Genomic DNA, 25,975 nt, shown 5'->3' with positions numbered 1-25,975 from the left:
CCGGCATGTCCGACGACGTACCCGCCCGGCCCCGCGTCTTCTCCGGCATCCAGCCGACGGCCGACTCGTTCCACCTCGGCAACTACCTGGGCGCGGTGCGGCACTGGGTGGCGTTGCAGGAGAGCCACGAGGCGTTCTACTGCGTGGTCGACCTGCACGCCATCACGGCGGGGCACGACCCCAAGGTGCTGCGGCAGCGGACCCGGGTGGCCGCCGCGCAGTTGCTGGCCGTCGGGGTGGACCCGGCCCGCAGCACGCTCTTCGTCCAGTCGCAGGTGCCCGAGCACCCGATGCTGACCTGGGTGCTGGGCTGCATCACCGGCTTCGGCGAGGCCAGCCGGATGACCCAGTTCAAGGACAAGTCGCAGAAGCAGGGCAACGAGCGGTCCAGCGTCGGCCTCTTCACGTACCCGATCCTCCAGGCCGCCGACATCCTGCTCTACCAGGCCGACGCGGTGCCGGTCGGCGAGGACCAGCGCCAGCACCTGGAGCTCTCCCGCGACCTGGCCCAGCGGTTCAACTCGACGTTCGGCCGGACGTTCACCGTCCCCGCGCCGCACATCGTCAAGGACACCGCGAAGATCACCGACCTGCAGGACCCGACGGCGAAGATGTCGAAGTCGTCGTCCTCCCCGGCCGGCATCGTCGACCTGCTGGAGGACCCGGCCCGCTCGGCGAAGAAGATCCGCTCGGCGGTCACCGACACCGGCCGGGAGATCGTCTTCGACAGCGAGACCAAGCCGGGGGTGTCGAACCTGCTCACCATCTACTCGGCGCTGGCCGGGCGGAGCATCGACGACCTGGTGGCCGCGTACGCCGGCAAGGGCTACGGCGACCTGAAGAAGGACCTGGGCGAGGTGGTCCGGGAGTTCGTGACGCCGATCCAGCAGCGCACCAAGACGTACCTCGACGACCCGGCGCAGCTCGACGGGCTGCTCACCGCCGGGGCGGAGAAGGCCCGCGCGGTGGCGTCGGTGACGCTGCGGCAGGCGTACGAGCGGGTTGGTTTCCCGCTGCCGGTCCGCCTGAGCTAGCCGGCGCGACGGTGCGGGAGGACGGGCCGGTGGCCGGAGGGGTGGCGCGGAGCGTGGAGCGCGGGAACGGGGCGCCGCTGACCGGCGACACCATTCAGATCGGGATCGCGGTGGACATCCCGGAGCCGTGGGGCGGGATGCTCACCCGACGGCGGGCCGCCGCCGGCGACCCCCTGGTGGTGCAGGCGCACGTGACACTGCTCGGGCCCACCGAGATCCCGATGGCCGCGCTGCCGAAGGTCGAGCGGCACCTCGCCGGGGTGGCCGCCGGGCACCCGCCGTTCACCCTGCACCTGCGCGGCACCGGCACGTTTCGCCCGGTGACCCAGGTGGTCTTCGTCGCGGTGGCCGCCGGGATCAGCGAGTGCGAGCTGCTGGCCGGGGAGATCAGGTCGGTCCCGGAGCTGCACCGCGAGATGCGCTTCCCCTACCACCCGCACGTCACGGTGGCGCAGGACGTCGCGCCGGAGGCGCTGGACGAGGTGTACGAGGACTTGGCCGACTTCTCGGCCATGTTCCAGGTCGACTCGTTCACCCTCTTCTCGCACAGCGGCGAGACCCGCTGGCAGCCCCGCCGCGACTTCCTCCTCGGCTGCTGACCGTCCAATCAGGTAAGAGGTCCCTCGGACTGCTGGGGCTGGTGCGGTTTTCCTGCGATCGGCGGCGTTGCTGTCCTTCGCTGCCTTACCTTTTCGGCGGCGTTGATGACGTTGCGGGCGGCGGTCGATACCCGGCAGTGCGGGGTCCGGCAGACCCGACAGTGGCCGTCCGGGTTGGCCTCGTGGTCGCGGAGGATCGCGCGGGCGGTGAGGATGAGCCGGTTGCGGATCTGCGCCAGGGAGAGAAACGGTGCGGTCATGCTCAGGTCACCCCGAGGGCGGTGGCGAGTCGGATGACCGTGGCGGGGGCGCGTGGGTCGCGGGCGACCTGGGCGAGGACTTCGTGGGCGGCGGGTCGGTGGCGTATCTCGGCGGGTGCGAGGCGTTCGGCGTCGACGAGCGCCCGGCCGGCGTTGGCGGGGTCGCCGGTTTGTAGGTAGGCGCGGGTGGCGTCGAGCAGGTGCGCGGCGCGGTGTTCGACCGGTAGCCATCGCCAGGCGTCGCGGGTGGTTGCCTTCTCGTGCCAGGTCACCGCGTCGTTGGCGTCGCCGAGTTCGAGGGCTGCGGCGGCGCGGGCCAGGTCGACCGCCGTGGGTCCGAACGCGGTGCGGTGGTGGTCGTGGCCGTCTCCGACCCGCGCGGCCATTTCGGTGGCTTCGTCGAGGAGTTCGGCGGTGGCGTGGTCGTCGCCCCGGCGGGCGGCGGCCAGGGCGGCCTGCACGAGCAGCGTCCCGCACAACGACAGCCCGTCGGGGGCAGCGTCGTCGGGGTCGGGCGGGGCGATCCGGTACGCGGCGGCCAGCGTCGCCGACTGCGCCGCCCGCGCCCGTCCGGAGGCGCGGAAGACCTGGCCGAGTTGCACCGCTGCGGTGGCCACCCGGACCGGGTCGCCGGTGGCGGCGGTCATGGCCCGGTCGGCGGCCAGCCATCCGAGGTCGACTTCGCCGAGTTTGACCAGCAGCGACGCGGTCACCCGGTACGCCTCCACCAGCAGCGGCCGACCCCGGCCGGGATCGTCGGCGACGACCCGCTGCACGGCGGCCAGCAGGTCCGGCACCACGGCCACCACCTGCGGGTACCGGGCGTGCTGAAACAGCACCCACGCGTGCTCGACGTCCCGCGCCACCTGCTCGCCGGGCACCGCGCCCCGGCGGCCCGCCGGCCGGCCAAGGGCGATGTCGTACGCCGACAGGGCCGCCCGGATCCGCTCCACCCCTTCCGTCCGTTGGGTGAGTGCGGCGGGTTGGAAGTCTCGGCCGAGGAGCACGGCGGTGTCGATGCGCAGCGCGGCGGCGATGTCCCGCAGCGTCGACACCTTGTCCAGGGACCGCACCCCGCGTTCGATCTTGTCGACCCAGGACTTCGACTTGCCGACCCGATCGGCGAAGACCTGCTGCGACAGTTTCCGCCGCCTGCGCCAGTACGCCACCCGCCGCCCGATCGGCAGCACCTCATCGCTGTCCACGTCGCCACCGCCGATCCGGCACCGCCCGCGTCGTCTCCTCCACGGGTATCCGCTCCGCCTCGGCCTGGGCAAGAATCCGCTGCCGCGCAGCCTCCCGCTCCGCCGCCTGGATCTGCTCGCCCCGATCGTCGCGATCCGCCGTCATGACCAGCACCCCTCCCGACGCTCCCCGGCCCGGGGCAGCAACGGCTCTTCCGATTGGGGCGCAGAAGACGCAGTCGAGCTCTGCCCAGCGCCACTGGCGGTACCCGCGCTATGTCCGGTGCGACCCGGAGCACTTGTCGTCCTGTTGTTTCGCGATCTCCCTGACCGTCGTGACCAGGCCACAGGGCGGGTCGGTCTGTTGTCCATCGCCATGCCCACCTCCAGAGACAGGCAGGTCCGGTCACGGAGATTCAGTAACGTGACCGGACCGCTACCTGTTGTGCTGCCCAACCATAGGACCTGATCCGCCTACCCCCTGTCAAGTGTGTAAGAGGGGGCTAGGTTGTCTATCAGGCTGGCAGGCGGTGCTAAAGAGTGAGGGCAGGGCGGCTTCCAGAAATGGAAGGGGGGTCTCTCGGGATGCTTCGGGCATGGGTTGGCGGCGGAAGCTGTACGGGAGTGCGGAGCTTCAGGAACGGCTCGGAGTGTCGCGTGTCCGGGTCGTTCAGCTCACCAGCCGGCCCGATTTCCCGGAGCCCTTCGACCGGCTGGCCGGCGGTGCGGTCTGGTTGGTGGCGGACGTAGAAGCCTGGATCACCGAACACCAGCCCTGGAAAGCCCGCGGAGCGGACGAACCGCCACCGCCGGAGAGCTGAACGGCCGGGAGGTCAGGTACTTGCGGTTCGGCACATCTGGAGCTGATTCGTTTACGTCATCGCCTAGGTTCTGTCTTGCGGATCATGAGTCTCGCTCGTTAAGCCCTGCATGGCGCGAGGTGATCTCACGAACCATGAGTGGGCTGTGCTGGCATCGTTGTTGCCGGCGCAGCCCGTACGGGGCGGCCGGTGGCGGGATCACCGGCAGGTCATCAACGCGATCTGCTGGGTGAAACGTACCGGGTCGCCGTGGCGGGACCTGCCCGAACGGTACGGGCCTTGGAAGACCGCGCACGGACGGTTCGCTCGATGGGCGGCCGACGGCACGTGGACCCGGTTGAAGGACCATGTCATCGCCTTGGCCGAGCTCGACGACGACATCAACTGGAACGCCCAGGTCGACGCCACCATCGTGCGAACCCACCAGCATGCCGCCGGCGCCCGTAAAGGGGGCTGAGTCGGGAGGAATCACGGGCAGCACAGGCTATCGGCCGATCGAGGGGTGGTCTCACCACGAAGATCCACACCCTGGCCGACGGGCGCGGCCGTTCCCTGGCCACCCTGATCACTCCTGGTCAGGCAGCCGACACCCGCCAACTGATCCCCCTGCTGGAACAGGTCCGCGTGCACCGCCCCGGCGGCGTGGGCCGGCCACGCAAGAGGCCCGATTCGCTCACCGGTGACAAGGCGTACTCCTCTCGCGCGAATCGGACCGCCCTGCGGGACAAGGGCATCACCACGGTCATCCCCGAGCCCAACGACCAGATCGCCAACCGGAAGCGGAAAGGACGACGCGGCGGCCGACCACCGGCCTTCAACAAGGTCGCCTACCGGGACCGTAACCAGGTCGAACGTGGCTTCAACCGGCGCAAACACTGGCGAGGGCTCGCCACGAGGTACGACAAACTCGCGGCCCACTTCCAAGCCACCCTCGACCTGGTCGAAACCCTCGACTGGCTACGCGCCATCCCCGACCGCCAAGATCCACGAGACAGGCCCTAGCGGCGGCCCACAGCCATCGCCTTATCCACCGCCCCGGGAGAGCTGAGCGGCCGGGAGGCCAAGCTTCTGCGGTTCGGCACCCCTGTAGCTCTCCAGGTAGGACGGTCTGGAGGCACCCGCCTGATCAGGTCTTGTTGGCGCGTGCACCGACGCAGTCGAGCCGCCAGAACGTATTCGAGTAGACGAACGTCCCGGTCATCCAGGGCTCGTACGCCGACAGCTTGATTACCTGGAAGGCTCGGTCGGGGATGCGCAGCGACGGCTTACGAAAGCCGGCGGTGGGATCGTCGCGGCGCAGGGCGTCCACGAGTTCCGCAATGGTGTCGCCATGTTCGGCCCCGAAGGCGCGCCGGTGGACGGCGCGGACCGGTTCCTGGTCCTGGACTTGTTCTTCCCGAATCAGCATGGCCTGGACCGTAGGGGCCATCGCGGAGGCCGACATACGAGTATCCCACCGTTGATCATGCCCCCGGGCTTCGACCCACGGCACCCTGAACAGCGTCTCGATCGGCCGAAGCCGCTACGTCATCGCCGATGTCGTATCCGCCTCAGCTCCAAAGGCTCCACCGCTCGGGATCCCGCCGCCCCCGAACCGGCCGCACCGCCCCCGGATCCGTCGGTGATCAAGAAGTTAGGGACGGGAAACGCCGAAGCGGATGACAATAACTTCTTGATCAACCGGGCCGGGTGGGCCGCAGGGGCGGGAACGAAGTGAATTGAGGCCGTTGTTAGACGCGCAGATGGGCGGGGATCGGCGAGGATGGCGGCGTGGAGCTGTTGGGGCGGATCGAGGCCGGCGTCGACCGGTGGGTGGCTGCCAGGCGTCGTCGATGGCCGGTCTTCGACCACGTGTGGCGGGCCGGGACGCTCTACTCGGACATGTTCGGCGGGCGGCTGGCGGCGGCCATCGCCTACTACGGGTTCTTCGCGGTCTTCGCGCTGGCCCTGGTCGGGTACTCGGTCTTCGGCTGGATCCTGGAGGACAACCCCGGGGTCAACGAGGCGGCCGACGACTTCCTCGGGGAGAACCTGCCGTTCCTGGACCCGGAGCAGATCGCCCAGAGCAGCAACACCGTCGGCGTGGTCGGCCTGATCATCCTGGTCTTCACCGGGATCGCCTGGGTGGAGGCGATCCGGTCCTCACAACGGCTGCTGTACGGGTTCAACCAGCAGCCCGGCAACGTGGTGATGCGCCCGCTGGTCGACCTGGGCGTGCTGCTGCTGGTCTTCGTGATGCTCGGCCTCTCGGTGGCCGCCTTGGACGCGCTGGAGTCGCTGCTGCGCTTCCTGCTGCGCAGCACCGGCTCGGTGACGCTGACGGTGGTGAGCGTGCTGTTCAGCGTGCTGATCAACCTGGTCGTGGCGCTCTCGCTGCTGTTGGCGGTGCCCCGGCTGCGGATGAGCCGCCGCCGGCTGCGCCCGGTGGCGTTGACCGTCGCGGTCGGCATCACGCTGCTGAACACGGTCGGGCGGTACTACGTGGTGCGCACCGAGCGGAATCCGGCGTACACGGTGGTGGCCGGCGCGGTCGGGGTGCTGCTCTATCTGTACCTGCTCAACCAGCTCGTGCTCTTCGGCGCGGCGCTCGCCGCGACCAGCCCTCACGGTCGGGTGGTGGACCTCTCCGAGGGGCCGCCGCCGGCCGACCTCGACCTGGAGGCCGATTCCCCCCGGGAGGCGGACGTGGATGCCGAGACCGATCCGGGAGCGCCCGGGGGAGCGGGGTGACCTGGATGATCACCGTGGACCCGGCGTCGCCGCTGCCGCCGTACGAGCAGGTGCGCGGCGGCCTGGCCGAGCGGATCGGGGACGGGCGGCTGCCGGTGGGCACCCGGCTGCCGCCCGTGCGGCAGCTCGCCGGGGAGTTGGGGCTGGCGGTGAACACGGTGGCGCGGGCGTACCGCGAGCTGGAGTCGGCCGGGCTGTTGCAGACGCGGGGCCGCAACGGCACCTTCGTCGCGCCGGGGCGCGACGACGCGGCGGACCGGTTGCAGCGGGCGGCGGCCGACTACGCGGCGGCGGCGCTGCGGCTCGGGGTGTCGCCGGAGGTCGCGCTGGACCTGGTCCGGGCCGCCCTGACCGCCGCCCGCCCAGGCTGACCGCCCCGCGTGCGGGGGTGCGCGGCGGGCGGCAATCAGGGGACCGACAGCCGAAGAAGGTGCAATTCGGGCAAATGCCGCCCACGGGAACGTGAGAATCGACCATGATGGGCGCGTGGGCGCACTCGTGACGTTGGACCTGCCGGACGGCTCGCCGATGCTCGGCCTGCCGTGGATCATCACCTTCGCCCCGCTCGGGGAGGCCGACGCCGACGAGTGGGAGCCGGTGGTCTGCGGCCCGTACGAGCGACCGCACGCGCTGGCCCTCGCCGAGGCGGTGGTGGCCGAGGAGCAGCTCATGGCGGTGGTCGAGCCGCTGCTGCCGGCGCTCTCGCCCGCCGAGATCCGGGGCGAGATCGCCGCCGCCCAGGTCGCCGCCGAGGACGACGCCGCCCGGATCGAGGCGGCCGACCTCTACGGCGACTTCGAGGACGTCATCGACGACGAGTTGGAGGCGGCGGCCGAGGTGGACGACCGGACCGGCCCGCTGCCGGCCCCCGACGAGGACGAACTGCGCGCCGGCTTCGCCCGGATCGCCAAGCTGCTCACCGAAAAGGGCCGCTGACCGCCGAGCCGGGCCGCTGCACCCGCCGGACCGCTGCACCCGCCGGGCCGCTGCACCCGCCGGGCCGCTGCACCCGCCGGGCCGCTGCACCCGCCGCGCCGCCCTCGCCGGGCCAAGATCTGCGCATTTTCCCTGAAGATGCTGCCTGAACCCGGCTTTCACCCAGCATTTTCCCTGAAGATGCTCGGATCTTGGCCCGTGGGGTGGGCGCGGTGGGTGGCGTTTGCGACGCGCAGGGATCGTTGATTGCCATTGGGACGCACGACCACTGCCAGTAGCTGTTGCCTATGGGGCAGCAGAGCAAAGGGGCGGAGGTGGGGTTGCCTTGGGGTCGGGGGATGTCGCTGAAAGTAGCGAGGGCGGTGGATTGGTGGCCGCATCGCTCCCGCCCGCACCGTGATCCGGTGTGCGCTCGCTGCCGGCCCGAGAGGTGATCCGCCACAGGTTGGCCGGGTTGCTACGCACCGGTCGCGGGGGGCGTCCCGTCATGGCGGACGGGGTCGGACGGGGTCGGACGGGGTCGGACGGGGGCGGACGGGGGCGGACGGGGGCGGGCGGGGGAGGGCGGGGGCTGCCTGGGGCGGCGGACGGCGGGCGTCGGCCGGCCCCGGACGACAAAGCGTGCCCGGGGCCGGCCGATGCCACCTCACCCCCCACCACAAGGGGTCGAATGCCCAGCCGCCCGTCGGCGCGGGGCACGACGGACGGCCAGGGTAGTACGGGGTTACCCCGCCACGGGCCGATCGAACCAGGCGGCCGCGTCCACCGGCAGGAGATGCCCGACACCCTGCTCGGTGAGCTCCGCGCTGGCGACGACCGGCCGGCCGTACCCGTCGATCAGGACCGGCGCGGCGCTGATGTTGACCACGCAGGTCAACTCGGTGTCGCCGGCGGTGCGGCGGAACGCCAGCACGCCGGGGCCGGTGCCCTCCAGCCAGGTCACCTCGTCGGCGTCGCGGGCCAGCGCGGGGTGGGTGCGCCGGATCCGCAGGGCGGCGCGGTAGAGCTCCAGCGTGGAGCCGGGCACGCCGGTCTGGGCGGCGACGGAGAGGGCGGCCCAGGTGGCCGGGGCCGGCAGCCAGCTCGGCGCGCTGCCGGCCGGGCCGAAGCCGTACGGGGCCAGCTCGCCGCTCCACGGGATCGGCACCCGGCAGCCGTCCCGGCTCTCGCCGGTACGCAGGAACGACGGGTCCTGGCGCAGCTCGTCGGGGAGGTCGAGCACCTCCGGCAGCCCCAGCTCCTCGCCCTGGTAGAGGTAGGCGCAGCCGGGCAGGGCGAGCATCAGCAGGCTGGCCGCGCGGGCCCGGCGCAGCCCAACCTCGCCGTCGCCGTACCGGGTGACGTGGCGCTGCTTGTCGTGGTTGGAGAGCACCCAGGTCGTCGGGGCGCCGACGACGGTCGCCTCGGCCAGCGCGGTGTCGATGACCTTGCGGAACGAGTCGGCCGACCAGGTGGCTTCGAGGAAGTCGAAGCTGAACGCCTGGTGCAGCTCGTCGGGGCCGATGTAGCGGGCCAGCCGCTGCGGCGTCTCGGCCCACGCCTCGGCGACGGCCATCCGGCCGCCGGGGTAGCTGTCCAGGATGGGCCGCCAGGCGCGGTAGATCTCGTGCACCTCGTCCTGGTCGAAGTAGGGCAGCCGGTCCTTGCCGAGCAGCTCGGACTGGCGTTGGCCGGTGGTCATGGTGCTGAAGCCGACGTCCGGCAGCCCCTCGGCCTTGATCATGCCGTGGGCCACGTCGATGCGGAACCCGTCGACGCCCCGGTCGAGCCAGAAGCGCAGCACGTCCTCGAACTCGCTGCGGACCTCCGGGTGCCGCCAGTTGAGGTCCGGCTGGGCCGGGTCGAACAGGTGCAGGTACCACTGGCCGTCGGGGACCCGGGTCCAGGCCGGGCCGCCGAAGATGCTCTCCCAGTCGTTCGGCGGCAGCTCGCCGTGCTCGCCCTTGCCCTCGGCGAAGAGGTAGCGGGCCCGCTCGGGGGAGCCGGGGGCGGCGGCGAGCGCGGCGGTGAACCACGGGTGCGCAGTGGAGGTGTGGTTGGGCACGATGTCGACGATGATCCGCAGGCCCATGGCGTGCGCGTCGGTGATCATCGCGTCGAAGTCGGCGAGGGTGCCGAAGAGCGGGTCGACGTCCCGGTAGTCGGCGACGTCGTAGCCGCCGTCGATCATCGGCGAGGTGTAGAAGGGGGTGAGCCAGAGCGCGTCCACCCCGAGGTCGCGCAGGTAGGGCAGGCGTTCCCGGATGCCCCGCAGGTCACCCACGCCGTCGCCGTCGGCGTCGGCGAAGCTGCGGACGTAGACCTGGTAGACGACCGCGGCGCGCCACCAGTCGTCGTCGGCGGTCAGCGGCGTGGGATTGCTGGCGGTCATCGGTGACGATCCCCGTTCTGTGGCGCGCGGTACGGCTGGGCCCGCGCGGCATCGCGCCCCGCCCCAGCCGGGTGGTCAGAGCAGGATGCGGCCCGACGGCTGCAAGAGTCAAACAGAACTTGCGCAAGAAACGCCCGGTGGGGACGGGTGGGGACGGACGGCCCCCGGACCGCGCGGATCAGGCGGGTACGACGACCGGCGCGGCCGGGCGCTGGCCGGCGCTGCCCGCCGGTGCGGGGACGGGCCGCCGCGCCACGGCGGTGGAGCCGCGCACCACCAGCTCGGGGCGGAACAGGTACTCCGAGTGCGGGGCACCGTGGCCGTTGATCTCGTCGACCAGGGCCCGGACCGCGGCCACCGCCATCGCGGCCACCGGCTGGCGCATCGTGGTCAGGGGCGGATCGGTGAACGCCATCAGGGGCGAGTCGTCGTAGCCGACCACCGACACGTCGTCCGGCACCGACCGGCCGCGCTGCCGGGCGGCCCGGATCGCGCCCAGCGCCATCAGGTCGGAGCCGCAGACCAGGCCGGTCACCCCGCGCGCCAGCAGCCGACCGGCGGCGGCCTCGCCGCCCTCCACGCCGAAGAGGGTCAGCTCGGCGAGGGCGTCCAGCTCGGCGTCGCGCAGGTCGGTCAGCCGCTCCATGGCGGCCCGCCAGCCGGCCACCCGGCGCTGCACCGGGACGAACCGGTCCGGCCCGGTGATCAGCCCGATCCGGCGGTGGCCGAGGGCGACCAGGTGGGCGACGGCCAGCTCGGTGGCCTCCCGGTCGTCGCAGGAGACGAAGGGCGCGGCGATGCCGGGGGCGTACCCGTTGATCATGACGATCGGCAGCGGCCGGGCGAGCAGCGCGCGGTAGCGGTCGTGGCCGGCGGCGGTGTCGGCGTGCAGGCCGGAGACGAAGACGATGCCGGAGACCTGGCGGTCGAGCAGCATCTCGACGTACTCGTCCTCGGTGACCCCGCCCGGGGTCTGGGTGCAGAGCACCGGGGTGAAGCCGCTCTGCGCCAGGGTCGACTCGATCACCTGGGCGAACGCGGGGAAGATCGGGTTCTCCAGCTCCGGCACGACCAGGCCGACCAGGCCGGCGCTGCGCTTGCGCAGCCGGGCCGGGCGCTCGTAGCCGAGGACGTCGAGGGCGGTCAGGACGGCCTGCCGGGTCTCGGGGGCCACGCCGGGGCGGTCGTTGAGCACCCGCGACACCGTGGCCTCGCTCACCTCGGCCTGCTGGGCGATGTCGGACAGTCGAGCACGCATGGTGCGAACCCTAACCCACCGGCAAGTTCTTGCGGGAGCCGATTGCAAGCCCTTACCGTCCCTGCAATATCTTGCTAACGTGCCCGCAACATGCGGGAACGTGGGCGTCGCACTCAGGCGCCGGGCTGTGCAGACAGCGATGAATCCAATGGCGGCCGTCCTTCCCCCGGCGACACCGCCACGACGACAGGAGTACCCATGCGCATCCGTAACGCGGGTGTGGCCGCCGTTCTCGGCCTGGCGCTGGCCGCCACTGGCTGCGGCGGTGGCGACGACAAGGACGCGCCGGCCGCCAAGCAGTCCGCCGACGCCGCCGGCGGCAAGCTGGTGATCTGGGCCGACGACAAGCGGGCCGCCGCCCTCAAGCCGTTCGCCGAGAAGTTCGGCCAGGCCAACGGCGTGACCGTCGAGGTGCAGGCCGTCTCCAAGGACCTGCAGACCAACTTCGTCACCGCCTCCCAGCAGGGCAGCGGCCCGGACGTGGTGGTCGGCGCGCACGACTGGATCGGCAACATGGTCCAGAACGGCGCCATCGACCCGGTGCAGCTCGCCGCCGACCAGAAGGGCGCGTTCGACGCGACCTCGATCAAGGCCGTCACCTACAACGGCCAGCTCTACGGCGTGCCGTACGCGCGGGAGAACCTGGCGCTGATCCGCAACACCGCGCTGGCCCCCGAGGCGCCGAAGACGATCGAGGACGTGGTCGCCGCCGGCAAGAAGCTCAAGGCCGAGAAGAAGGTCACCGAGACGCTCTGCCTCCAGGTTGGCCAGCAGGGCGACGCGTACCACATCTACCCGCTGTACGCCTCGGCCGGCGGCTACCTCTTCGGCACCACCGCCAACGGCGACTACGACCCGAAGGACCTCGGCGTCGGCAAGCCGGAGTCGATCGAGGCGTTCAAGAAGATCGGCGCGCTCGGCGAGAAGGGCGAGGGCGTGCTGAAGCGCTCCATCGCCGACACCAACTCGATCGCCACCTTCACCGGCAAGAAGTGCGCCTACCTGGTCTCCGGACCGTGGGCCACCGCCGACGTGAAGAAGGCCGGCATCTCGTACGACATCTCGCCCATCCCCGGCTTCGCCGGCGGCAAGGAGGCCCAGCCGTTCGTCGGCGTGCAGGCCTTCTACGTGGCGGCCAAGGCCAAGAACAAGGCGCTGGCCCAGGAGTTCGTGGCGAACTACACCACCACCCCGGAGCTGGCCGTGGCGCTGTACCAGGCCGAGCCCCGGCCGCCGGCGCTGACCGCCGCCCTGGAGCAGGTCAAGGGCGCCGACCCGGACCTGGCCAAGTTCACCGAGGCCGGCCGCAACGGCCAGGTGCTCCCGGCGATCCCGGCGATGGCCGCGATCTGGGACCCGTTCGGCAAGGCCGAGGCCGCCGTGATCGGCGGCGCGGACCCGGCCAAGACGGTCACCGCGGCCGGCAAGACGATCTCCGGCCAGATCAAGTAATGAACACCGAGCTGTCCGGCCCGGGCCCCGCCACGCGGGACCCGGGCCGGGAGCCCGTCGGCTCCGGGCTCGATACCGCCGCCCGCGCGGCGCGGCACCACACGCCGGTCACCGCGACCGGCCTCGTCGTCAAGGTGGTCCTGCTCGGCCTGGTGGTCGGCATCGCCATCTGGGCGGCCTTCCCGCTGGTGGCGGCCGAGCACTGGGCCGGGCTGGCCGTGCTCGCGGCCACCACCGCCGGCCTCTGCTACCTCTACCTCACCCGCCGGCACATCCCGGCCAAGTACCTGGTCCCCGGGACGCTGCTGCTGATCGCGTTCCAGATCGTCCCGGTGCTCTACACCGCGAGCACCGCCTTCACCAACTACGGCGACGGCCACCGGGGCGACAAGAACGACGCGATCGTCGCCATCCAGACCGCGTCGGTCACCCAGGTCCCCGGCTCGGCGCAGTACCCCCTCTCCGTGGCCACCTCCGGCGACCCGGCCACCGGCCCGCTGGTCTTCCTGGTCACCGACCCGGCCAGCGGCGCGGTCTCCGTCGGCGACGCCGAGGGGCTGCGCGGGCTCGACGCCGCCGACGTGACCGTGGCCCCCGGCGGCAAGGTCACCGCCGCCGACGGCTACACCGTGCTCACCTTCGGCCAGGCCAGCGCCCGCAGCCAGGAGATCACCGACTTCGTGGTGCCGACCGCCGGGGGCGCGCTGCGCTCCTCCGGCCTGTCGCGCGCCTACGAGGGCAAGGCCACCCGCGCGTACGACGCCGGCTGCGACTGCATCACCGACACCGAGACCGGCCAGCGGTGGACCGCCGACGAGGCGACCGGCTCCTTCGTCGCCGCCGACGGCGACCGCCTCGCCCAGGGCTGGAAGGTCGGCGTCGGCCTGGCGAACTTCACCCGGGTCCTCACCGACGACAACGTCTCCGGGCCGTTCCTCGGCACGCTGCTGTGGAACGTCGCCTTCGCCCTCGGCTCCACCGGCGGCACCTTCGTCCTCGGCCTGGGCATCGCGCTGGCGCTGCACTCGCCCCGGATGCGCGGCACCAACCTCTACCGGATGCTGCTGATCCTGCCGTACGCCATGCCGTCGTTCGCGATGCTGCTGGTCTGGCGGGACATGTTCAACACCGACTTCGGCCTGATCAACAACCTCTTCGGGCTGGGGGTCGACTGGTTCGGCCAGGAGTGGAGCGCCCGCTTCGCGGTGATCCTGGTGCAGCTCTGGCTCGGCTACCCGTACATGTTCCTGGTGGCCACCGGCGCGTTGCAGGCGATCCCGCGCGAGCTGACCGAGGCCAGCTCCGTCGACGGGGCGTCGCCCTGGCAGTCGTTCAGGGCGGTCACCCTGCCGCTGCTGCTGGTGGCGCTCTCGCCGCTGCTGATCTCGTCGTTCGCGTTCAACTTCAACAACTTCAACGCGATCTACCTGACCACCGACGGGGCCCCGTTCCCGGCGGAGAACTCCAGAAACGGCGCGACCGACCTGCTGATCACGTACACCTACCGGCTGGCCTTCGGCGGGCAGGGCGCGGAGTACGGCTACGCCGCGGCGGTCTCGCTGTTCATCTTCGCCATCGTCGCGATCGTGTCGGCGGTGAGCTTCCGGCGCACCCGCAAGCAGGAGGAGGTGTACTCGTGAGCACCTTGACCGGGGCCACGGGCCACCCGCCCACCGCCCACCCGGGCACCGCCCAGCCGGCCACCGGCCGCCGCACCCCCGCCCGGCGGCGGGGCCGCTGGTTCGCCGAGGTCGGCTGGCGGCACGTCGTCGGCGTGCTCGCCGTGCTGTTCAGCCTCTTCCCGATCGTCTTCGTGGTCTCCGCGGCGCTCAACCCGCTGGGCACCCTCTCCTCGACGGAGCTGGTGCCCGTCGGCGGGGTGTCGCTGAGCAACTTCAGCGAGCTCTTCGCCCGGACCGCCTTCGAGCGGTGGTTCCTCAACTCGCTGCTGATCGCCGGGGCCGCCTCGTTCGCGTCGGTCTTCATCTCCGCGCTGGCGGCGTACGCCTTCTCCCGGATGCGGTTCCGGGGCCGGCGGGTGGGGCTGCTCTCGCTGCTGCTGGTCCAGATGTTCCCGCAGTTCCTGGCGATCGTGGCGATCTTCCTGATCTTCGGCGCGATCACCGACCTCTGGCCGGCGATCGGCTTCAACACCCCGTGGGGCCTGCTCCTGCTCTACCTGGGCGGGGCGCTCGGGGTGAACACCTGGCTGATGAAGGGCTTCTTCGACACCCTGCCCAGGGAGCTGGACGAGTCGGCCACCATGGACGGGGCCAGCCACGCCCAGGTCTTCTTCCGGATCATGCTGCCGCTGGTGGCGCCGATCCTGGCGGTGACCGGGCTGCTGTCGTTCATCACCACGATCAACGAGTTCCTGCTGGCGAGCGTCTTCCTGACCAGCACCGACGAGAAGACCCTGGCCGTCGGCATGTTCGGGATGCTCAACGGCGACGAGCGCAACAACAACTTCGGCATCTTCGCGGCGGCGACCCTGCTCACCGCGATCCCCACGGTGCTGGTCTTCCAGTTCCTGCAGCGCTACATCGTCTCCGGCCTCACCGCCGGCGCGGTCAAGGGCTGAGCCGCCGGGGGGTCTGAGCCCGCCGGTGGCGGGCCGGGCCCACCACCGGCTACTACAACGCGTCGTTGATGGGGGAGGATGGGTGCATGGAAGCTCTCAGACTGATCCTTCGCTACGTCCACCTGATCGGCTTCGCGCTGCTGCTCGGCGGCGCGATCGTCCAGTACGTCAGCGCGAAGCTGCGGATCAACCCGGCCATGCTCTGGGGGTCGGTGATCATGCTGGTGACCGGAATCGGGCTCTCCGCCCCGCTGCGCGACGGCAACGAGCCGGAGCCGGCGAAGCTTGTTACCAAGTTGGTGCTCGCGCTGCTGATCTTTGTCATGGTCTTCTTCTCCCGAAAGCGGGAGTCGGTCAACCGGGGCCACTTCCTCGCCATCGTCGGGTTGACCCTGGTCAACGCGGCCGTGGCGGTCTTCTGGCGGTGACCCCCGAGCGGGGGCTGACACCGCCGGAACCGGACGTTCGGGACGCCCGGTCGGTGCGCCGGAGGGGCGTCGAGTGATCTACCCCACGGCAGGGGTTACGTAGGGGTAACAGGCGTCCAACAGTCGTGCACGATTGGCGATCGGTGGGTGGACGCGGGCGTACGCTCCCGTCCGTAACGTGGGATGCCGGCGGTGCGACCGCAGGGCCGGCTCAAGGGCTGCCACCGCGCAGAGCGGTGTGCAATGGGAAGGAGATGTCTTGCGCTCTGTGCGTGGGATGCGGATCGCCTCCGCTTTCGTGGCGGGTGGGCTCGTGCTGGGGGCCGCCGCGTGTGGTGAGGCTCCCGAGGACGACAAGGACGGCGCGGCTGGCACCGGCGCCAAGAAGTACAGCGCCTGCATGGTGACCGACGTCGGCGGCATCGACGACAAGTCGTTCAACACCTCCGCCTGGAAGGGCCTGGAGGAGGCCAAGAAGGCCAACGACAACATCGACATCAAGTACGTCGCGTCGAAGGCCGAGGCGGACTACGAGGTCAACCTGACCGGGTACGTCAACCAGAAGTGCGACTTCATCCTGGCCGTCGGTGGCCTGATGTCCGACGCCACCAAGAAGATCGCCACGGCGAACCCGAACCAGCAGTTCGGCATCGTCGACGCCAAGCCGGAAGCCGCCAACGTCTTCCCGATGCAGTTCGACACCGCCCAGGCGGCCTTCCAGGCCGGCTACCTGGCCGCCGGGATGTCCAAGTCGGGCACGGTCGCCACCTACGGCGCCATGCCGATCCCGCCGGTGACCATCTTCATGGACGGCTTCGTCGACGGCGTCGCGCACTACAACAAGACCAAGAGCAAGAGCGTCAAGGTGCTCGGCTGGAACAAGGAGACCCAGAAGGGCTCCTTCTCCAACTCGTTCGAGAAGCAGGACGAGGGCAAGAAGGTCTCCGACACCCTGGTCGCCCAGGGCGCGGACATCATCATGCCGGTCGCGGGCGGCGCCGGCCTCGGCACCACCGCGGCGGCCCAGGCCTCCGGCGGCAAGTACTCGGTCATCTGGGTCGACGCCGACGGCTGCGAGAGCACCCCGAACTGCGCGGCGCTGCTGACCACCGTGGTCAAGAACATCTCCGGCGCCGTCAAGGAGGCCGTGGTCAAGGCCGCCGGTGGCGAGAAGCTCCAGCCCACCCCGGGCTTCGTCGGCACGCTGGCCAACGACGGCGTCTCGATCGCCCCGTACCACGAGTTCGACAGCTTGGTCCCGGCGGACCTCAAGGCCGAGGTCGAGAAGCTCAAGACCGACATCGCCGCCGGCACCATCACGGTCACCTCGAAGGCGCAGCCGACCAAGTGACCACCCCGCCGGCCACCGCGGTGCGACCACCGACCGCAGCGGCCGGCGGACCAGGCACGACGACCGGCCGCCTCGACGTACGCGGGGAACCCACCCGCGCCGTCGGGGCGGCCGGTCCGCACCACCCGAAGCCCGGCCCGCCCCGGTGACCGGCTCCGCAGCGACCGCGCTGCACCATCGCTCGCACTCCAGGAGGTTGCGCTGAGACTCGAACTGCGCGGCATCACCAAGCGGTTCGGTGATCTGGTCGCCAACGATCACATCGACCTGACGGTGGAGCCTGGAGAGATTCACGCCCTGCTCGGCGAGAACGGTGCCGGCAAGTCGACCCTGATGAACGTGCTCTACGGGCTCTACCAGCCCGACGAGGGCGAGATCCTGGTCGACGGGACGCCGCTGCGGCTGAAGGGCCCCTCCGACGCGATCGCGGCCGGGATCGGCATGGTGCACCAGCACTTCATGCTGGTGCCGGTCTTCACCGTGGCCGAGAACGTCATGCTCGGCGCCGAGCAGGTCAAGGGCGGCATCGCCGGCTTCCTGGACCGGCGTCGGGCCCGCCGCGAGGTCGCCGAGGTCTCCGACCGGTACCACCTGCGGGTCGACCCGGACGCGGTGGTCGAGGACCTGCCCGTCGGCATCCAGCAGCGGGTGGAGATCGTCAAGGCCCTCACCCGCGACGTCGACCTGCTGATCCTGGACGAGCCGACCGCCGTGCTCACCCCGCAGGAGACCACCGAGCTGCTGGCCGTGATGCGCTCGCTCAAGGCCGCCGGCAAGTCGATCGTCTTCATCACCCACAAGCTCGGCGAGGTCCAGGCCATCGCCGACCGGATCACCGTGATCCGGCGCGGGAGGACCGTGGGCACCGCCGCGCCGACCGCCAGCCGCGACGAACTGGCGGCCCTGATGGTCGGCCGCAGCGTCCGGCTCAACGTGGACAAGCAGCCGGCCACCCCGGGCCGACCCGTCCTGGAGGTCGCCGGCCTGGTCGTCGACGACGACCGGCAGATCCGCGCCGTCGACGGGGTGGACCTCACCGTGCGCGCCGGCGAGGTGCTCGGCGTGGCCGGCGTGCAGGGCAACGGGCAGACCGAGCTGATCGAGGCGATCATGGGCCTGCGCCCGATCCTCGGCGGCACGGTCACCCTCGACGGCCAGTCGGTGCACGGCTGGTCGACCAAGAAGGTGCTCCGCGCCGGGGTCGGCTACGTCCCCGAGGACCGCAGCGCCGACGGCCTGGTCAAGGAGTTCAGCGTCGCCGAGAACCTGGTGCTGGACATCTACGACCGGCCGCCCTTCGGCAAGGGGCTGTCGCTCAGGCCGGACGCCATCGCCAAGTCGGCGAAGGAGCGGATCGCGCAGTTCGACGTGCGTACCCCGTCGGCCGACGCGCCCGTCGGCACGCTCTCCGGCGGCAACCAGCAGAAGGTGATCGTGGCCCGGGAGATGTCCCGGCCGCTGAAGCTCTTCATCGCCGCCCAGCCCACCCGGGGCGTCGACGTCGGCTCCATCGAGTTCATCCACTCCCGGGTCATCCGGGAGCGGGACGAGGGCACCGCCGTCATGGTCGTCTCCAGCGAGCTGGACGAGGTGCTGGACCTGGCCGACCGGATCGCGGTGATGTACCGAGGCCGGATCATCGGCATCGTCGGCCCGGAGACCCCCCGCGAGGCGATCGGCCTGCTGATGGCCGGCATCACCCCCGACGCGACACCCGCGCCCACCGAGCGGGCCCCCGACGCGCCGGCCGCCGCCGACGCGCCCCCGGCCCCGGCCCCCGACGGCCCCGGTAACGAGGAAGAGGCATGAGCAACCCGAATCCGGCGGCCGGCTCCCCCGACAAGGAACCGGCGACCGAGACCCAGGCGGCGCGGGTGTCGGCCGGCGACGCCGACCGGGCCGCCACCGCCACCGCCACCTCCCCCAAGCAGCCCGGCCCGCCGCACCGGCCCAGCCTGGGCCGGCTCTTCCTGGACAACCTCTGGGCGGCCAACACCGTCACCGTCACCGCGCTCGCGGTGCTGCTGGCGATGATCGTCGGCGCCGTGCTGATCATCGTCTCGGACCCGGACGTGCTGGCCACCTACGGCTACATCACCGCCCGGCCCGCCGACGCGATCAACGCGAGCTGGACGGTGGTCAGCGAGGCGTACGCGAACCTCTTCAAGGGCGCGATCTTCGACCCGGAGGCGTCCGGCTTCACCGCGGCGCTCAGCCCGATCTCGGAGACGCTGACCTACGCCGCGCCGCTGGTCTTCACCGGCCTGTCGGTGGCGCTCGCCTTCCGGGGCGGCCTGTTCAACATCGGCGCGCAGGGCCAGGCCACCATGGGCGTCATCCTCGCCGCGCTGGCCGGTTTCCTGCTGCCGCTGCCCCCGGTGCTGCACCTGATCGTCGCCCTGCTGGCCGGCGCGGCCGGCGGCGCGCTCTGGGGCTTCATCCCGGGCATCCTCAAGGCGCGCACCGGCGCCCACGAGGTGATCAACACGATCATGCTCAACTACGTCGCGGTCTACTTCCTGGCCTGGATCATCGTCCAGAGCGGGGTGCAGAACCCCGACCGGGCCGACGCGATCAGCAAGCCCGTGGACTCGTCGGCCCAGCTGCCCCGGCTGCTCGGCGACGACCTGCGGGTGCACGCCGGCATCCTGCTGGCCGTGCTGGCCACCTGGTTCGTCGCCTGGCTGCTCAAGCGCTCCACCTTCGGCTTCGAGCTGCGCGCGGTCGGCGCCAACCCGGACGCCGCCCGCACCGCCGGCATCAGCGTCGGCCGCACGTACGTGCTGATGATGGCGCTCGCCGGGCTGCTCGCCGGCCTCGGCGGCAGCCAGATGGTGCTCGGCTCGACGGCCACCGCGCTGACCCCGCTGGTGATCGCCCAGATCGGCTTCGACGGCATCCTGGTGGCCCTGCTGGGCCGGGTGAAGCCGTGGGGCGTCCTGCTGGCCGCGCTGCTCTTCGGCGCGTTGCAGGCCGGCGGCAACCGGATGCAGTCGTACTCGGGGATCTCGCTGGAGCTGGTCACCGTGCTCCAGGCACTGATCGTCATCTTCATCGCCGCGCCGGCCCTGGTGAAGGCGATCTTCCAGCTCCGGGCCGCGCGTGCCGCCCGGTTGCAGACGAGCCTGGCGAAGGGCTGGTAACGCATGTCGACCATGGCTGTCCCGGACGTCGCCGTGGCCCCGGTGGACGAGGGCTTCTGGAACCGCACCCGCAAGGTCGGCGCGGTGCTGCTCGCGCTCGGCGTGCTCGCGGCGGTGCTCTTCGGGGCGCTCGCCACCGACCGGCAGGCCCGCTTCACCCTCAGCGAGACCGAGGGCGGCGGGGCGCTGGCGATCAACGGAACCCTCGGGGCGATCCTCTTCGGGCTCGTCACCGCGGCGACCGGCGTGGCCCTGCTCACCCGGGCGCCGAGGCGCTGGTTCGCCCTGCTGCTCGGCGTGGGGCTGGGGGCCTTCGTGCTGTCGTTCCTGTGCTGGCAGGTCTCCGCCGCCCCGGAGGGGCGCAACTTCATGCCGCTGGTCAACATGGTGCGCGGCACGTTCATCCTGGCGCTACCGCTGATCTTCGGCGCCCTCGCCGGGGTGCTCTGCGAGCGCTCCGGGGTGGTCAACGTGGCCATCGAGGGGCAGTTGCTGATGGGCGCGTTCAGCGGCGCGCTCTTCGGCAGCCTCTCCGGCAGCGTCTGGGTGGGCCTGGTCGCCGCCGCGATCGGCGGCGCGTTCATCTCGCTGCTGCTGGCCGTCTTCGCCATCCGCTTCCTGGTCGACCAGGTGGTGATCGGCATCGTGCTGAACCTGCTGGCCGTCGGCATCACCGGCTTCCTCTACGAGCGGCTGATGCAGACCGACGCGGAGCGCTACAACTCCGCACCCCGCTTCGGCACCTGGGAGATCCCGCTGCTCAGCGACATCCCGCTGATCGGGCCGGCGCTGTTCAGGGCCAACATCTTCCTCTACCTCGGGCTGCTGCTGGTGCTGGTCATCCACGTCGGCCTGTTCCGCACCCGCTGGGGGCTGCGTACCCGGTCGGTCGGCGAGCACCCCACCGCCGCCGACACCCTCGGGGTGAAGGTGCTGCGGCTGCGCTACCGCAACGTCCTGCTGGCCGGGGTGGTCGCCGGGATCGGCGGCGCGTCGTACACGCTGGCGCTCTACTCGTTCACCAAGAACATGATCGGCGGCAAGGGCTTCATCGCCCTCGCCGCGCTGATCTTCGGCCGGTGGAGCCCGACGGGCGCGCTGCTGGCCGCGCTCTTCTTCGGCTTCGCCGACCAGCTCGGCACGTACCTGGGGGCGATCGGCAGCAGCATCCCGAGCCAGTTCCTGGCCATGCTGCCGTACCTGGCGACCATGCTGGCCGTGGCCGGGCTGGTCGGCAAGGTCCGCGCCCCGGCGGCGAGCGGGAAGCCGTACGCCAAGGGCTGAGGTCCGATCGAAGCGTGCCCGGCCGGGGGAGCCCCCGGCCGGGCACGGTCGTCTCCGGGCCGGGGTGGCGCACTGAGTATCCGGACGGTTGTCCGCCGCCGGATCTCGTCGAGGATGACGAGGGTGACGAGGACGAATTGGCGCGGCGCGGGGGACCGGACGACGATGCGACCGGCCGGGGCGGCCGCCGTGGCCGGGGCCCTGGGCGCGCTCGGCGCGGCGGTGCTGGCGTCGATGTGGCGTGCCGAAATCCGGTACGCGTCGGGGTGCGAAGTGACGAACTTCGGCGACTGCATCAGTCTCCGGGTGCCGGCGCTCCTCGTCGGGCCGCTGCTCGTCACCGCCCTGGTCTGGCTGGCGGTGCGGCTCGTCGGCGACGACCGAGCCCTGCCGGCGGCCCTGCTGGGCGGGTTCCTCACCATCGACGCCGCCCTGCTCCACCAGGGGCTACAGCCGCGCTGGACGCCGCCGCCGGAATGGCTGGCGGCGATCCTCGGCGCGGCCGGCTTCGCCGCCGGCGTCCTGCTGGCGGTCCGCCGGATGCCGCTGGTGGTCCAGGTCGGCGCGGCGGCGCTGCTGCTGGCGGTGCCGTACGGGATCTTCCCGCCGGCGGAGCTGGCCGTGCGCTGAGCTGCGGGGCAGGCCCCTGCCCGCGCCTGACCGGCGTGAATTGGGCAGAATGACGAGATGACCGAGATCGACTGGGAGCGGCTGCGGGCCGCCGCCACCGAGGTGATGCGGCACGCCTACGTGCCGTACTCGAAGTACCCGGTCGGGGCCGCCGCCCTGGTCGACGACGGCCGGATCGTGGTCGGCTGCAACGTGGAGAACGCCGCGTACGGCGTGGTGCTCTGCGCCGAGTGCGGGGTGGTCTCGTCGCTGCACGCCACCGGCGGCGGTCGGATCGTCGCGCTCTCCTGCGTCGACGCCCTCGGCGAGCCGCTGATGCCCTGCGGCCGGTGCCGGCAGTTGCTCTGGGAACAGGGCGGGCCGGGCTGCCTGATCGAGGCCGCCGACGGCCCGCTGACCATGGCGGAGCTGCTGCCGCACGCGTTCGACGTCGAGGACCTGAAGACGGTGACCGGCGAGCGCCCGGTGCCCGTGGTGCCGGACCGGCTGGCCGCCTGGCGGGGCCGGGGGACCGTCTTCGTGCACGCGGACCTCGCCAGCGGCCAGCCGGTCTGGACGGCGTACTGGGAGCGGTCGGCCGGGGACACCGAGGGCGCCGAGACCGGCGTGCTGGAGGAGGGCCCGAACTGGGCCGACCCGGCGGAGGCGATCGCCTGGGGGCACGCCCGCAGCCCGAGGGTGGTGGTGGTCGACGCGGCCGGCACCATCTTCTGGGCCGGCGAGGGCGAGCCCCCGATGGAGATTCCGACCCGCTGGGCCGGCTGAGCCCACATTCTCGACGAGAAGAGATTTCAAGCGATGAGTGCATTCACGGCGGTCGACGTCATTCGCGTCAAGCGGGACGGCGGGGTGCTCGGCGACGCCCAGATCGACTGGGTGATCGACGCGTACACCAAGGGGTTGGTGGCCGACGAGCAGATGTCGGCGCTGGCCATGGCGATCCTGCTGCGGGGGATGAGCGGGCCGGAGATCGCCCGGTGGACCGCCGCGATGATCGCCAGCGGCGAGCGGCTGGACCTCTCCGCCGTCGACCGGCCGACCGTCGACAAGCACTCCACCGGCGGCGTCGGTGACAAGATCACCCTGCCGTTGACCCCGCTGGTCGCGGCCTGCGGCGGCGCGGTGCCGCAGCTCTCCGGGCGCGGCCTGGGCCACACCGGCGGGACGCTGGACAAGCTGGAGTCGATCCCCGGCTGGCGGGCGTCGCTGACCAACGACGAGTTCATCCGGCAGCTCCGCGACGTGGGCGCGGTGATCTGCGCGGCCGGCGACGGCCTCGCCCCCGCCGACCGCAAGCTGTACGCGCTGCGCGACGTCACCGGCACCGTGGAGGCGATCCCGCTGATCGCCAGCTCGATCATGAGCAAGAAGATCGCCGAGGGCACCGGCGCGCTGGTGCTCGACGTGAAGGTCGGCTCCGGCGCGTTCATGAAGTCCGTCGACGACGCCCGCGAGCTGGCCCGCACCATGGTCGAGCTCGGCGGCGCGCACGGGGTGCGGACCGTCGCCCTGCTCACCGACATGTCCGCCCCCCTGGGGCTGGCCGTCGGCAACGCGGTCGAGGTGACCGAGTCGGTCGAGGTGCTGGCCGGCGGCGGCCCCGCCGACGTGGTGGAGCTGACCCTGGCCCTGGCCCGGGAGATGCTCGACGCGGCCGGGCTCCCCGACGCCGACCCGGCGGCGGCGCTGCGCGACGGCCGGGCGATGGACGCCTGGCGGGCGATGATCCGCGCCCAGGGCGGCGACCCGGACGCCCCGCTGTCGACCGCGAACGAGGTCGAGGTGGTCCGCGCCGACGCCGACGGCTTCGTGGCGTCGATCGACGCGTACGCCATCGGGGTGGCCGCCTGGCGGCTCGGCGCCGGCCGGGCCCGCAAGGAGGACCCGGTCAGCTTCCCGGCCGGGGTGGTGCTGCACAAGCGCCCCGGCGACCCGGTGCGGGCCGGCGACCCGCTCTACGAGCTGCGCTCCGAGCACGCCGCCCGGATTCCCGCCGCGCTGGCCGAGGCGGCCCCCGCGGTGCGGATCTCGGCGTCCGCCCCGGCCGGCGTGCCGCTGATCGTCGAGCGGGTCGGCTGAGCCGGTGCGCGCCGCCGACCGCCGTGGCGCGGCTCGCGCCGACCGGCTATCCTCCCAGGCCAGGGGGGATAGCCGGGCATCCGAGCCGAGTCGACTGACAGGGACCTGAGCCGTGCGTGTAGCCGCCCCCGACCCGCGAGAGGTCCGCGACGCCAGCCTGGACGAGCTGGCCCGCCTCGGGCTGCCGCTGCCCCCGGAGCAGTTCCCCCTGGTGTGGGAGCCGGGCGACGAGATCGAGCTGCGGCCGATCGTGGAGATCGAGGCACGCATCGCGGTGCTGCACCTGATCCTGGCCCGCTGCTTCGGCATGTCGCCGCAGGCGGCGATGGGCTGGCTGCTCGGCTCGCACCTGGTCGAGGTGGTCACCCCGCCGGAGTGGCAGTTCGTGATGGGGAGCAAGGGCGACCACCGGTCGTTCGTGCTGCACCACGACGCCCTCTTCTCGCTGACCTGGGTGCTCGGCCTGAGCAAGCAGCTCGACCCGACCCTGCCGGTGGACGAGGAGCTGGTGCAGCGGCTGCCGCAGCTCGCCGCCGGCGAGACGTTCGCCGAGTGGCGCTCCCGCATCCGCGTCGAGCCCCAGCACCCGGCCGACGCGGCGGCCCTACTGGACCTGCACTACTGCCTCGACTGGGCGTACCTGGAGACGGAGCGGGCCGGCCGACGGCTGCCCGGGGTGATCGACGCCAACGCCATCGGGCAGCGCCGGTGGGCGCTGGAGTGGGCGGTGGTGCTGCGCGGGCCGTACCACGACGAGCCGCCGGGCTGGGAAGAGGTCGACCTGTCGACGTGAGCCGGTATGGGTGCCCCGCCCGGGTCGACGCGCGCCCGCTCAGCCGCTGCGGGCCTGGGTCGCTCAGCGGGGGCGGTGCACGGTCAGTCGTACCGCGAGGGTCACCGCGACCGGCTCGCTCAGCGCGGCGATCCGCGCGGCGCGCACGGCCGGGTCGGTGTGCCAGGCGCTCGGGCCCATGCCGACCAGCGTGGCCACCTCCGGGCGGGTCAGCTCCAGCCGGGCCCGCAGCAGGGTCTCGGTGACCTGCTCGAAGTGGGCGGCCAGGCTCCCGGCGACCCGGTCGGCCTTGGCCGGGTCGACCCGCAGCAGGTCCAGCGCGTCGACCAGCTCGGCGAGGTGCGCCCCGGTCGGGGTGACCACCAGCAGCGCGCCGGCCGGGTGCAGCACCCGGCGGAACTCCGCGCCGTTGCGCGGCGCGAAGACGTTGAGCAGCACGGCCGTCGAGGCGTCGGCCAGCGGGAGCCGCTGCCAGGTGTCGGCCAGCGCCGCCGCCGCCCGGGGGTGGGCCTTAGCCGCGCGGCGCAGCGCCGGCTTGGAGACGTCCAGGGCCAGCCCCACGGCGTCCGGCAGCGCCGCCAGCACCGCGCCGAGGTGCCGCCCGGTCCCGGCCCCGGCGTCCACCACCAGCGGGTACGCCCCGAGCGCCGCCCCGGCGACCCGCGCCGGCTCCGCCGCGTCGGCCGGGTCCGCCGCGTCGGTCGGGTCCGGCGCGTGCGGTCCCCGGATCGCGTCGCGGGCGGCAGCGGCGAGCGCGGCGGAGACCACGTCGTAGTGGCCGGCGGCCAGGAAGTCGGCCCGGGCGGCGACCATCTCGGCGGTGTCCCCCACGTGCGGGGCCCGGCCGGCCAGCAGGTTGACGTATCCCTGGCGGGCCACGTCGAAGCTGTGCCGGCGCGGGCAGCGCAGCGCGCGGGCCGTCCCGGCGGTGACCTCGGCGAGCGGTTCCGCGCAGACCGGGCAGCGCAGCCGGTCGACGATGCGGGAATCTGTCACCGGGCCATCCTTCCAGCCGGTCCCGTCACCGGTGGCGCACGGTGG

At 72.1% G+C, this 25,975-nt stretch carries 25 protein-coding genes; 18 read left to right on the top strand and 7 right to left on the bottom strand.

The genetic code is table 11. The features are described from left to right. The first annotated feature begins 5 nt into the window (after positions 1–5). Positions 6–1,034, top strand: coding sequence for a tryptophan--tRNA ligase (gene trpS / locus ACLQ2V_RS05465; RefSeq protein WP_425717254.1), 1,029 nt, complete (start codon positions 6–8; stop codon positions 1,032–1,034). 11 nt (positions 1,035–1,045) lie between these two features. Then, positions 1,046–1,633 carry a 2'-5' RNA ligase family protein gene (locus ACLQ2V_RS05460; protein WP_425717253.1) on the top strand — a complete coding sequence of 196 codons (588 nt, stop codon included), beginning with the start codon at positions 1,046–1,048 and terminating at the stop codon, positions 1,631–1,633. A gap of 8 nt (positions 1,634–1,641) precedes the next feature. On the opposite strand, the gene ACLQ2V_RS05455 is transcribed toward ACLQ2V_RS05460, so the two are convergent. From ACLQ2V_RS05455 to ACLQ2V_RS05445, 3 genes are read right to left on the bottom strand one after another with little or no spacing between them, the layout of a single operon-like run. Continuing rightward, the gene (locus ACLQ2V_RS05455) at positions 1,642–1,893 is read right to left on the bottom strand and encodes a hypothetical protein (RefSeq protein WP_425717252.1); all 252 of its coding nucleotides are present in this window, start codon (positions 1,891–1,893) and stop codon (positions 1,642–1,644) included. A 2-nt stretch (positions 1,894–1,895) separates the two neighbouring features. Continuing rightward, positions 1,896–3,098 (bottom strand): helix-turn-helix domain-containing protein, encoded by a 1,203-nt coding sequence (locus ACLQ2V_RS05450; protein ID WP_425717251.1) that lies wholly within the window; start codon positions 3,096–3,098, stop codon positions 1,896–1,898. Further along, complete coding sequence (locus ACLQ2V_RS05445) at positions 3,085–3,243, bottom strand: hypothetical protein (protein ID WP_425717250.1); 159 nt, start codon at positions 3,241–3,243, stop codon at positions 3,085–3,087. The genes ACLQ2V_RS05450 and ACLQ2V_RS05445 overlap by 14 nt, the downstream gene beginning before the upstream one ends. 764 nt (positions 3,244–4,007) lie before the next feature. Between ACLQ2V_RS05445 and ACLQ2V_RS05440 the strand changes: the two genes are divergently transcribed. After that, positions 4,008–4,900, top strand: a protein-coding gene (locus ACLQ2V_RS05440) for an IS5 family transposase (RefSeq protein WP_425717249.1) whose coding sequence is annotated in 2 segments (ribosomal slippage) — positions 4,008–4,353 and positions 4,353–4,900 — 894 coding nt in all. Because the reading frame shifts where the segments join, the coding sequence is not laid out codon by codon here. A gap of 124 nt (positions 4,901–5,024) precedes the next feature. Here ACLQ2V_RS05440 and ACLQ2V_RS05435 read toward each other — a convergent pair. Then, positions 5,025–5,306, bottom strand: coding sequence for a hypothetical protein (locus ACLQ2V_RS05435; protein ID WP_425717248.1), 282 nt, complete (start codon positions 5,304–5,306; stop codon positions 5,025–5,027). A 362-nt stretch (positions 5,307–5,668) separates the two neighbouring features. Between ACLQ2V_RS05435 and ACLQ2V_RS05430 the strand changes: the two genes are divergently transcribed. From ACLQ2V_RS05430 to ACLQ2V_RS05420, 3 genes are all read left to right on the top strand, one after another. Then, complete coding sequence (locus ACLQ2V_RS05430; RefSeq protein ID WP_425717247.1) at positions 5,669–6,628, top strand: YhjD/YihY/BrkB family envelope integrity protein; 960 nt, start codon at positions 5,669–5,671, stop codon at positions 6,626–6,628. Positions 6,629–6,633: 5 nt separating this feature from the next. Further along, positions 6,634–6,999, top strand: coding sequence for a GntR family transcriptional regulator (locus tag ACLQ2V_RS05425; RefSeq protein WP_425717246.1), 366 nt, complete (start codon positions 6,634–6,636; stop codon positions 6,997–6,999). Positions 7,000–7,114: 115 nt separating this feature from the next. Then, entirely contained in the window at positions 7,115–7,564 is a 450-nt protein-coding gene (locus ACLQ2V_RS05420) for a hypothetical protein (protein ID WP_425717245.1), read from the top strand. Positions 7,565–8,288: 724 nt separating this feature from the next. Here ACLQ2V_RS05420 and ACLQ2V_RS05415 read toward each other — a convergent pair. Both ACLQ2V_RS05415 and ACLQ2V_RS05410 read right to left on the bottom strand, forming a co-directional pair. Next, entirely contained in the window at positions 8,289–9,935 is a 1,647-nt protein-coding gene (locus ACLQ2V_RS05415; RefSeq protein ID WP_425717244.1) for a glycoside hydrolase family 13 protein, read from the bottom strand. 178 nt (positions 9,936–10,113) lie between these two features. Further along, positions 10,114–11,193: a LacI family DNA-binding transcriptional regulator gene (locus ACLQ2V_RS05410; RefSeq protein ID WP_425717243.1), complete on the bottom strand. Its 1,080-nt coding sequence runs from the start codon at positions 11,191–11,193 to the stop codon at positions 10,114–10,116. 198 nt (positions 11,194–11,391) lie between these two features. On the opposite strand from ACLQ2V_RS05410, the gene ACLQ2V_RS05405 reads away from it, so the two are divergent. The 12 genes from ACLQ2V_RS05405 (at position 11,392) to ACLQ2V_RS05350 (ending at position 24,934) form a co-directional block, all read left to right on the top strand. Further along, on the top strand, positions 11,392–12,645 hold the full coding sequence (locus ACLQ2V_RS05405; RefSeq protein WP_425717242.1) for a sugar ABC transporter substrate-binding protein: 1,254 nt from the start codon (positions 11,392–11,394) through the stop codon (positions 12,643–12,645). Further along, positions 12,645–14,285, top strand: coding sequence for an ABC transporter permease subunit (locus tag ACLQ2V_RS05400; protein WP_425717241.1), 1,641 nt, complete (start codon positions 12,645–12,647; stop codon positions 14,283–14,285). Before ACLQ2V_RS05405 ends, ACLQ2V_RS05400 begins: the two co-directional genes overlap by 1 nt. Further along, complete coding sequence (locus tag ACLQ2V_RS05395; RefSeq protein WP_425717240.1) at positions 14,282–15,226, top strand: sugar ABC transporter permease; 945 nt, start codon at positions 14,282–14,284, stop codon at positions 15,224–15,226. The genes ACLQ2V_RS05400 and ACLQ2V_RS05395 overlap by 4 nt, the downstream gene beginning before the upstream one ends. 86 nt (positions 15,227–15,312) lie before the next feature. Then, complete coding sequence (locus tag ACLQ2V_RS05390; RefSeq protein WP_425717239.1) at positions 15,313–15,654, top strand: hypothetical protein; 342 nt, start codon at positions 15,313–15,315, stop codon at positions 15,652–15,654. A 277-nt stretch (positions 15,655–15,931) separates the two neighbouring features. Then, positions 15,932–17,005, top strand: a complete 1,074-nt coding sequence (locus ACLQ2V_RS05385; RefSeq protein WP_425717733.1) for a BMP family lipoprotein — start codon at positions 15,932–15,934, stop codon at positions 17,003–17,005. Positions 17,006–17,206: 201 nt separating this feature from the next. Then, the gene (locus tag ACLQ2V_RS05380; protein ID WP_425717732.1) at positions 17,207–18,814 is read left to right on the top strand and encodes an ABC transporter ATP-binding protein; all 1,608 of its coding nucleotides are present in this window, start codon (positions 17,207–17,209) and stop codon (positions 18,812–18,814) included. Then, positions 18,811–20,148 (top strand): ABC transporter permease, encoded by a 1,338-nt coding sequence (locus ACLQ2V_RS05375; protein ID WP_425717238.1) that lies wholly within the window; start codon positions 18,811–18,813, stop codon positions 20,146–20,148. Before ACLQ2V_RS05380 ends, ACLQ2V_RS05375 begins: the two co-directional genes overlap by 4 nt. A 3-nt stretch (positions 20,149–20,151) precedes the next feature. Further along, entirely contained in the window at positions 20,152–21,432 is a 1,281-nt protein-coding gene (locus ACLQ2V_RS05370; protein WP_425717237.1) for an ABC transporter permease, read from the top strand. Positions 21,433–21,555: 123 nt separating this feature from the next. Further along, the gene (locus tag ACLQ2V_RS05365) at positions 21,556–22,062 is read left to right on the top strand and encodes a hypothetical protein (RefSeq protein ID WP_425717236.1); all 507 of its coding nucleotides are present in this window, start codon (positions 21,556–21,558) and stop codon (positions 22,060–22,062) included. Positions 22,063–22,119: 57 nt separating this feature from the next. After that, positions 22,120–22,827 (top strand): cytidine deaminase, encoded by a 708-nt coding sequence (locus ACLQ2V_RS05360; protein ID WP_425717235.1) that lies wholly within the window; start codon positions 22,120–22,122, stop codon positions 22,825–22,827. A gap of 33 nt (positions 22,828–22,860) precedes the next feature. Beyond that, complete coding sequence (locus ACLQ2V_RS05355; protein ID WP_425717234.1) at positions 22,861–24,141, top strand: thymidine phosphorylase; 1,281 nt, start codon at positions 22,861–22,863, stop codon at positions 24,139–24,141. A 112-nt stretch (positions 24,142–24,253) separates the two neighbouring features. Next, entirely contained in the window at positions 24,254–24,934 is a 681-nt protein-coding gene (locus ACLQ2V_RS05350; RefSeq protein WP_425717233.1) for a DUF4272 domain-containing protein, read from the top strand. A gap of 63 nt (positions 24,935–24,997) precedes the next feature. On the opposite strand, the gene ACLQ2V_RS05345 is transcribed toward ACLQ2V_RS05350, so the two are convergent. Beyond that, positions 24,998–25,930 (bottom strand): putative RNA methyltransferase, encoded by a 933-nt coding sequence (locus tag ACLQ2V_RS05345; protein WP_425717232.1) that lies wholly within the window; start codon positions 25,928–25,930, stop codon positions 24,998–25,000. Between the last annotated feature and the right edge of the window lie 45 nt (positions 25,931–25,975).

The sequence above is a fragment of the Micromonospora sp. DT233 genome, assembly GCF_049841815.1.
In the GTDB taxonomy this organism is placed as follows: Bacteria; Actinomycetota; Actinomycetes; order Mycobacteriales; family Micromonosporaceae; genus Micromonospora.
The sequence above is the reverse complement of the archived record's forward strand: the minus strand, read 5'-3'. Positions and strand labels throughout refer to the sequence as shown.

What these genes read in the sequence shown, in the direction of transcription:
- trpS (WP_425717254.1), top strand. Translation starts at nt 6, where the DNA reads ATGTCCGACGACGTACCCGCCCGGCCCCGCGTCTTCTCCGGCATCCAG.
- ACLQ2V_RS05455 (WP_425717252.1), bottom strand. Translation starts at nt 1,893, where the DNA reads ATGACCGCACCGTTTCTCTCCCTGGCGCAGATCCGCAACCGGCTCATC.
- ACLQ2V_RS05445 (WP_425717250.1), bottom strand. Translation starts at nt 3,243, where the DNA reads ATGACGGCGGATCGCGACGATCGGGGCGAGCAGATCCAGGCGGCGGAG.
- ACLQ2V_RS05435 (WP_425717248.1), bottom strand. Translation starts at nt 5,306, where the DNA reads ATGCTGATTCGGGAAGAACAAGTCCAGGACCAGGAACCGGTCCGCGCC.
- ACLQ2V_RS05425 (WP_425717246.1), top strand. Translation starts at nt 6,634, where the DNA reads ATGATCACCGTGGACCCGGCGTCGCCGCTGCCGCCGTACGAGCAGGTG.
- ACLQ2V_RS05415 (WP_425717244.1), bottom strand. Translation starts at nt 9,935, where the DNA reads ATGACCGCCAGCAATCCCACGCCGCTGACCGCCGACGACGACTGGTGG.
- ACLQ2V_RS05410 (WP_425717243.1), bottom strand. Translation starts at nt 11,193, where the DNA reads ATGCGTGCTCGACTGTCCGACATCGCCCAGCAGGCCGAGGTGAGCGAG.
- ACLQ2V_RS05405 (WP_425717242.1), top strand. Translation starts at nt 11,392, where the DNA reads ATGCGCATCCGTAACGCGGGTGTGGCCGCCGTTCTCGGCCTGGCGCTG.
- ACLQ2V_RS05400 (WP_425717241.1), top strand. Translation starts at nt 12,645, where the DNA reads ATGAACACCGAGCTGTCCGGCCCGGGCCCCGCCACGCGGGACCCGGGC.
- ACLQ2V_RS05390 (WP_425717239.1), top strand. Translation starts at nt 15,313, where the DNA reads ATGGAAGCTCTCAGACTGATCCTTCGCTACGTCCACCTGATCGGCTTC.
- ACLQ2V_RS05385 (WP_425717733.1), top strand. Translation starts at nt 15,932, where the DNA reads ATGCGGATCGCCTCCGCTTTCGTGGCGGGTGGGCTCGTGCTGGGGGCC.
- ACLQ2V_RS05375 (WP_425717238.1), top strand. Translation starts at nt 18,811, where the DNA reads ATGAGCAACCCGAATCCGGCGGCCGGCTCCCCCGACAAGGAACCGGCG.
- ACLQ2V_RS05370 (WP_425717237.1), top strand. Translation starts at nt 20,152, where the DNA reads ATGTCGACCATGGCTGTCCCGGACGTCGCCGTGGCCCCGGTGGACGAG.
- ACLQ2V_RS05360 (WP_425717235.1), top strand. Translation starts at nt 22,120, where the DNA reads ATGACCGAGATCGACTGGGAGCGGCTGCGGGCCGCCGCCACCGAGGTG.
- ACLQ2V_RS05355 (WP_425717234.1), top strand. Translation starts at nt 22,861, where the DNA reads ATGAGTGCATTCACGGCGGTCGACGTCATTCGCGTCAAGCGGGACGGC.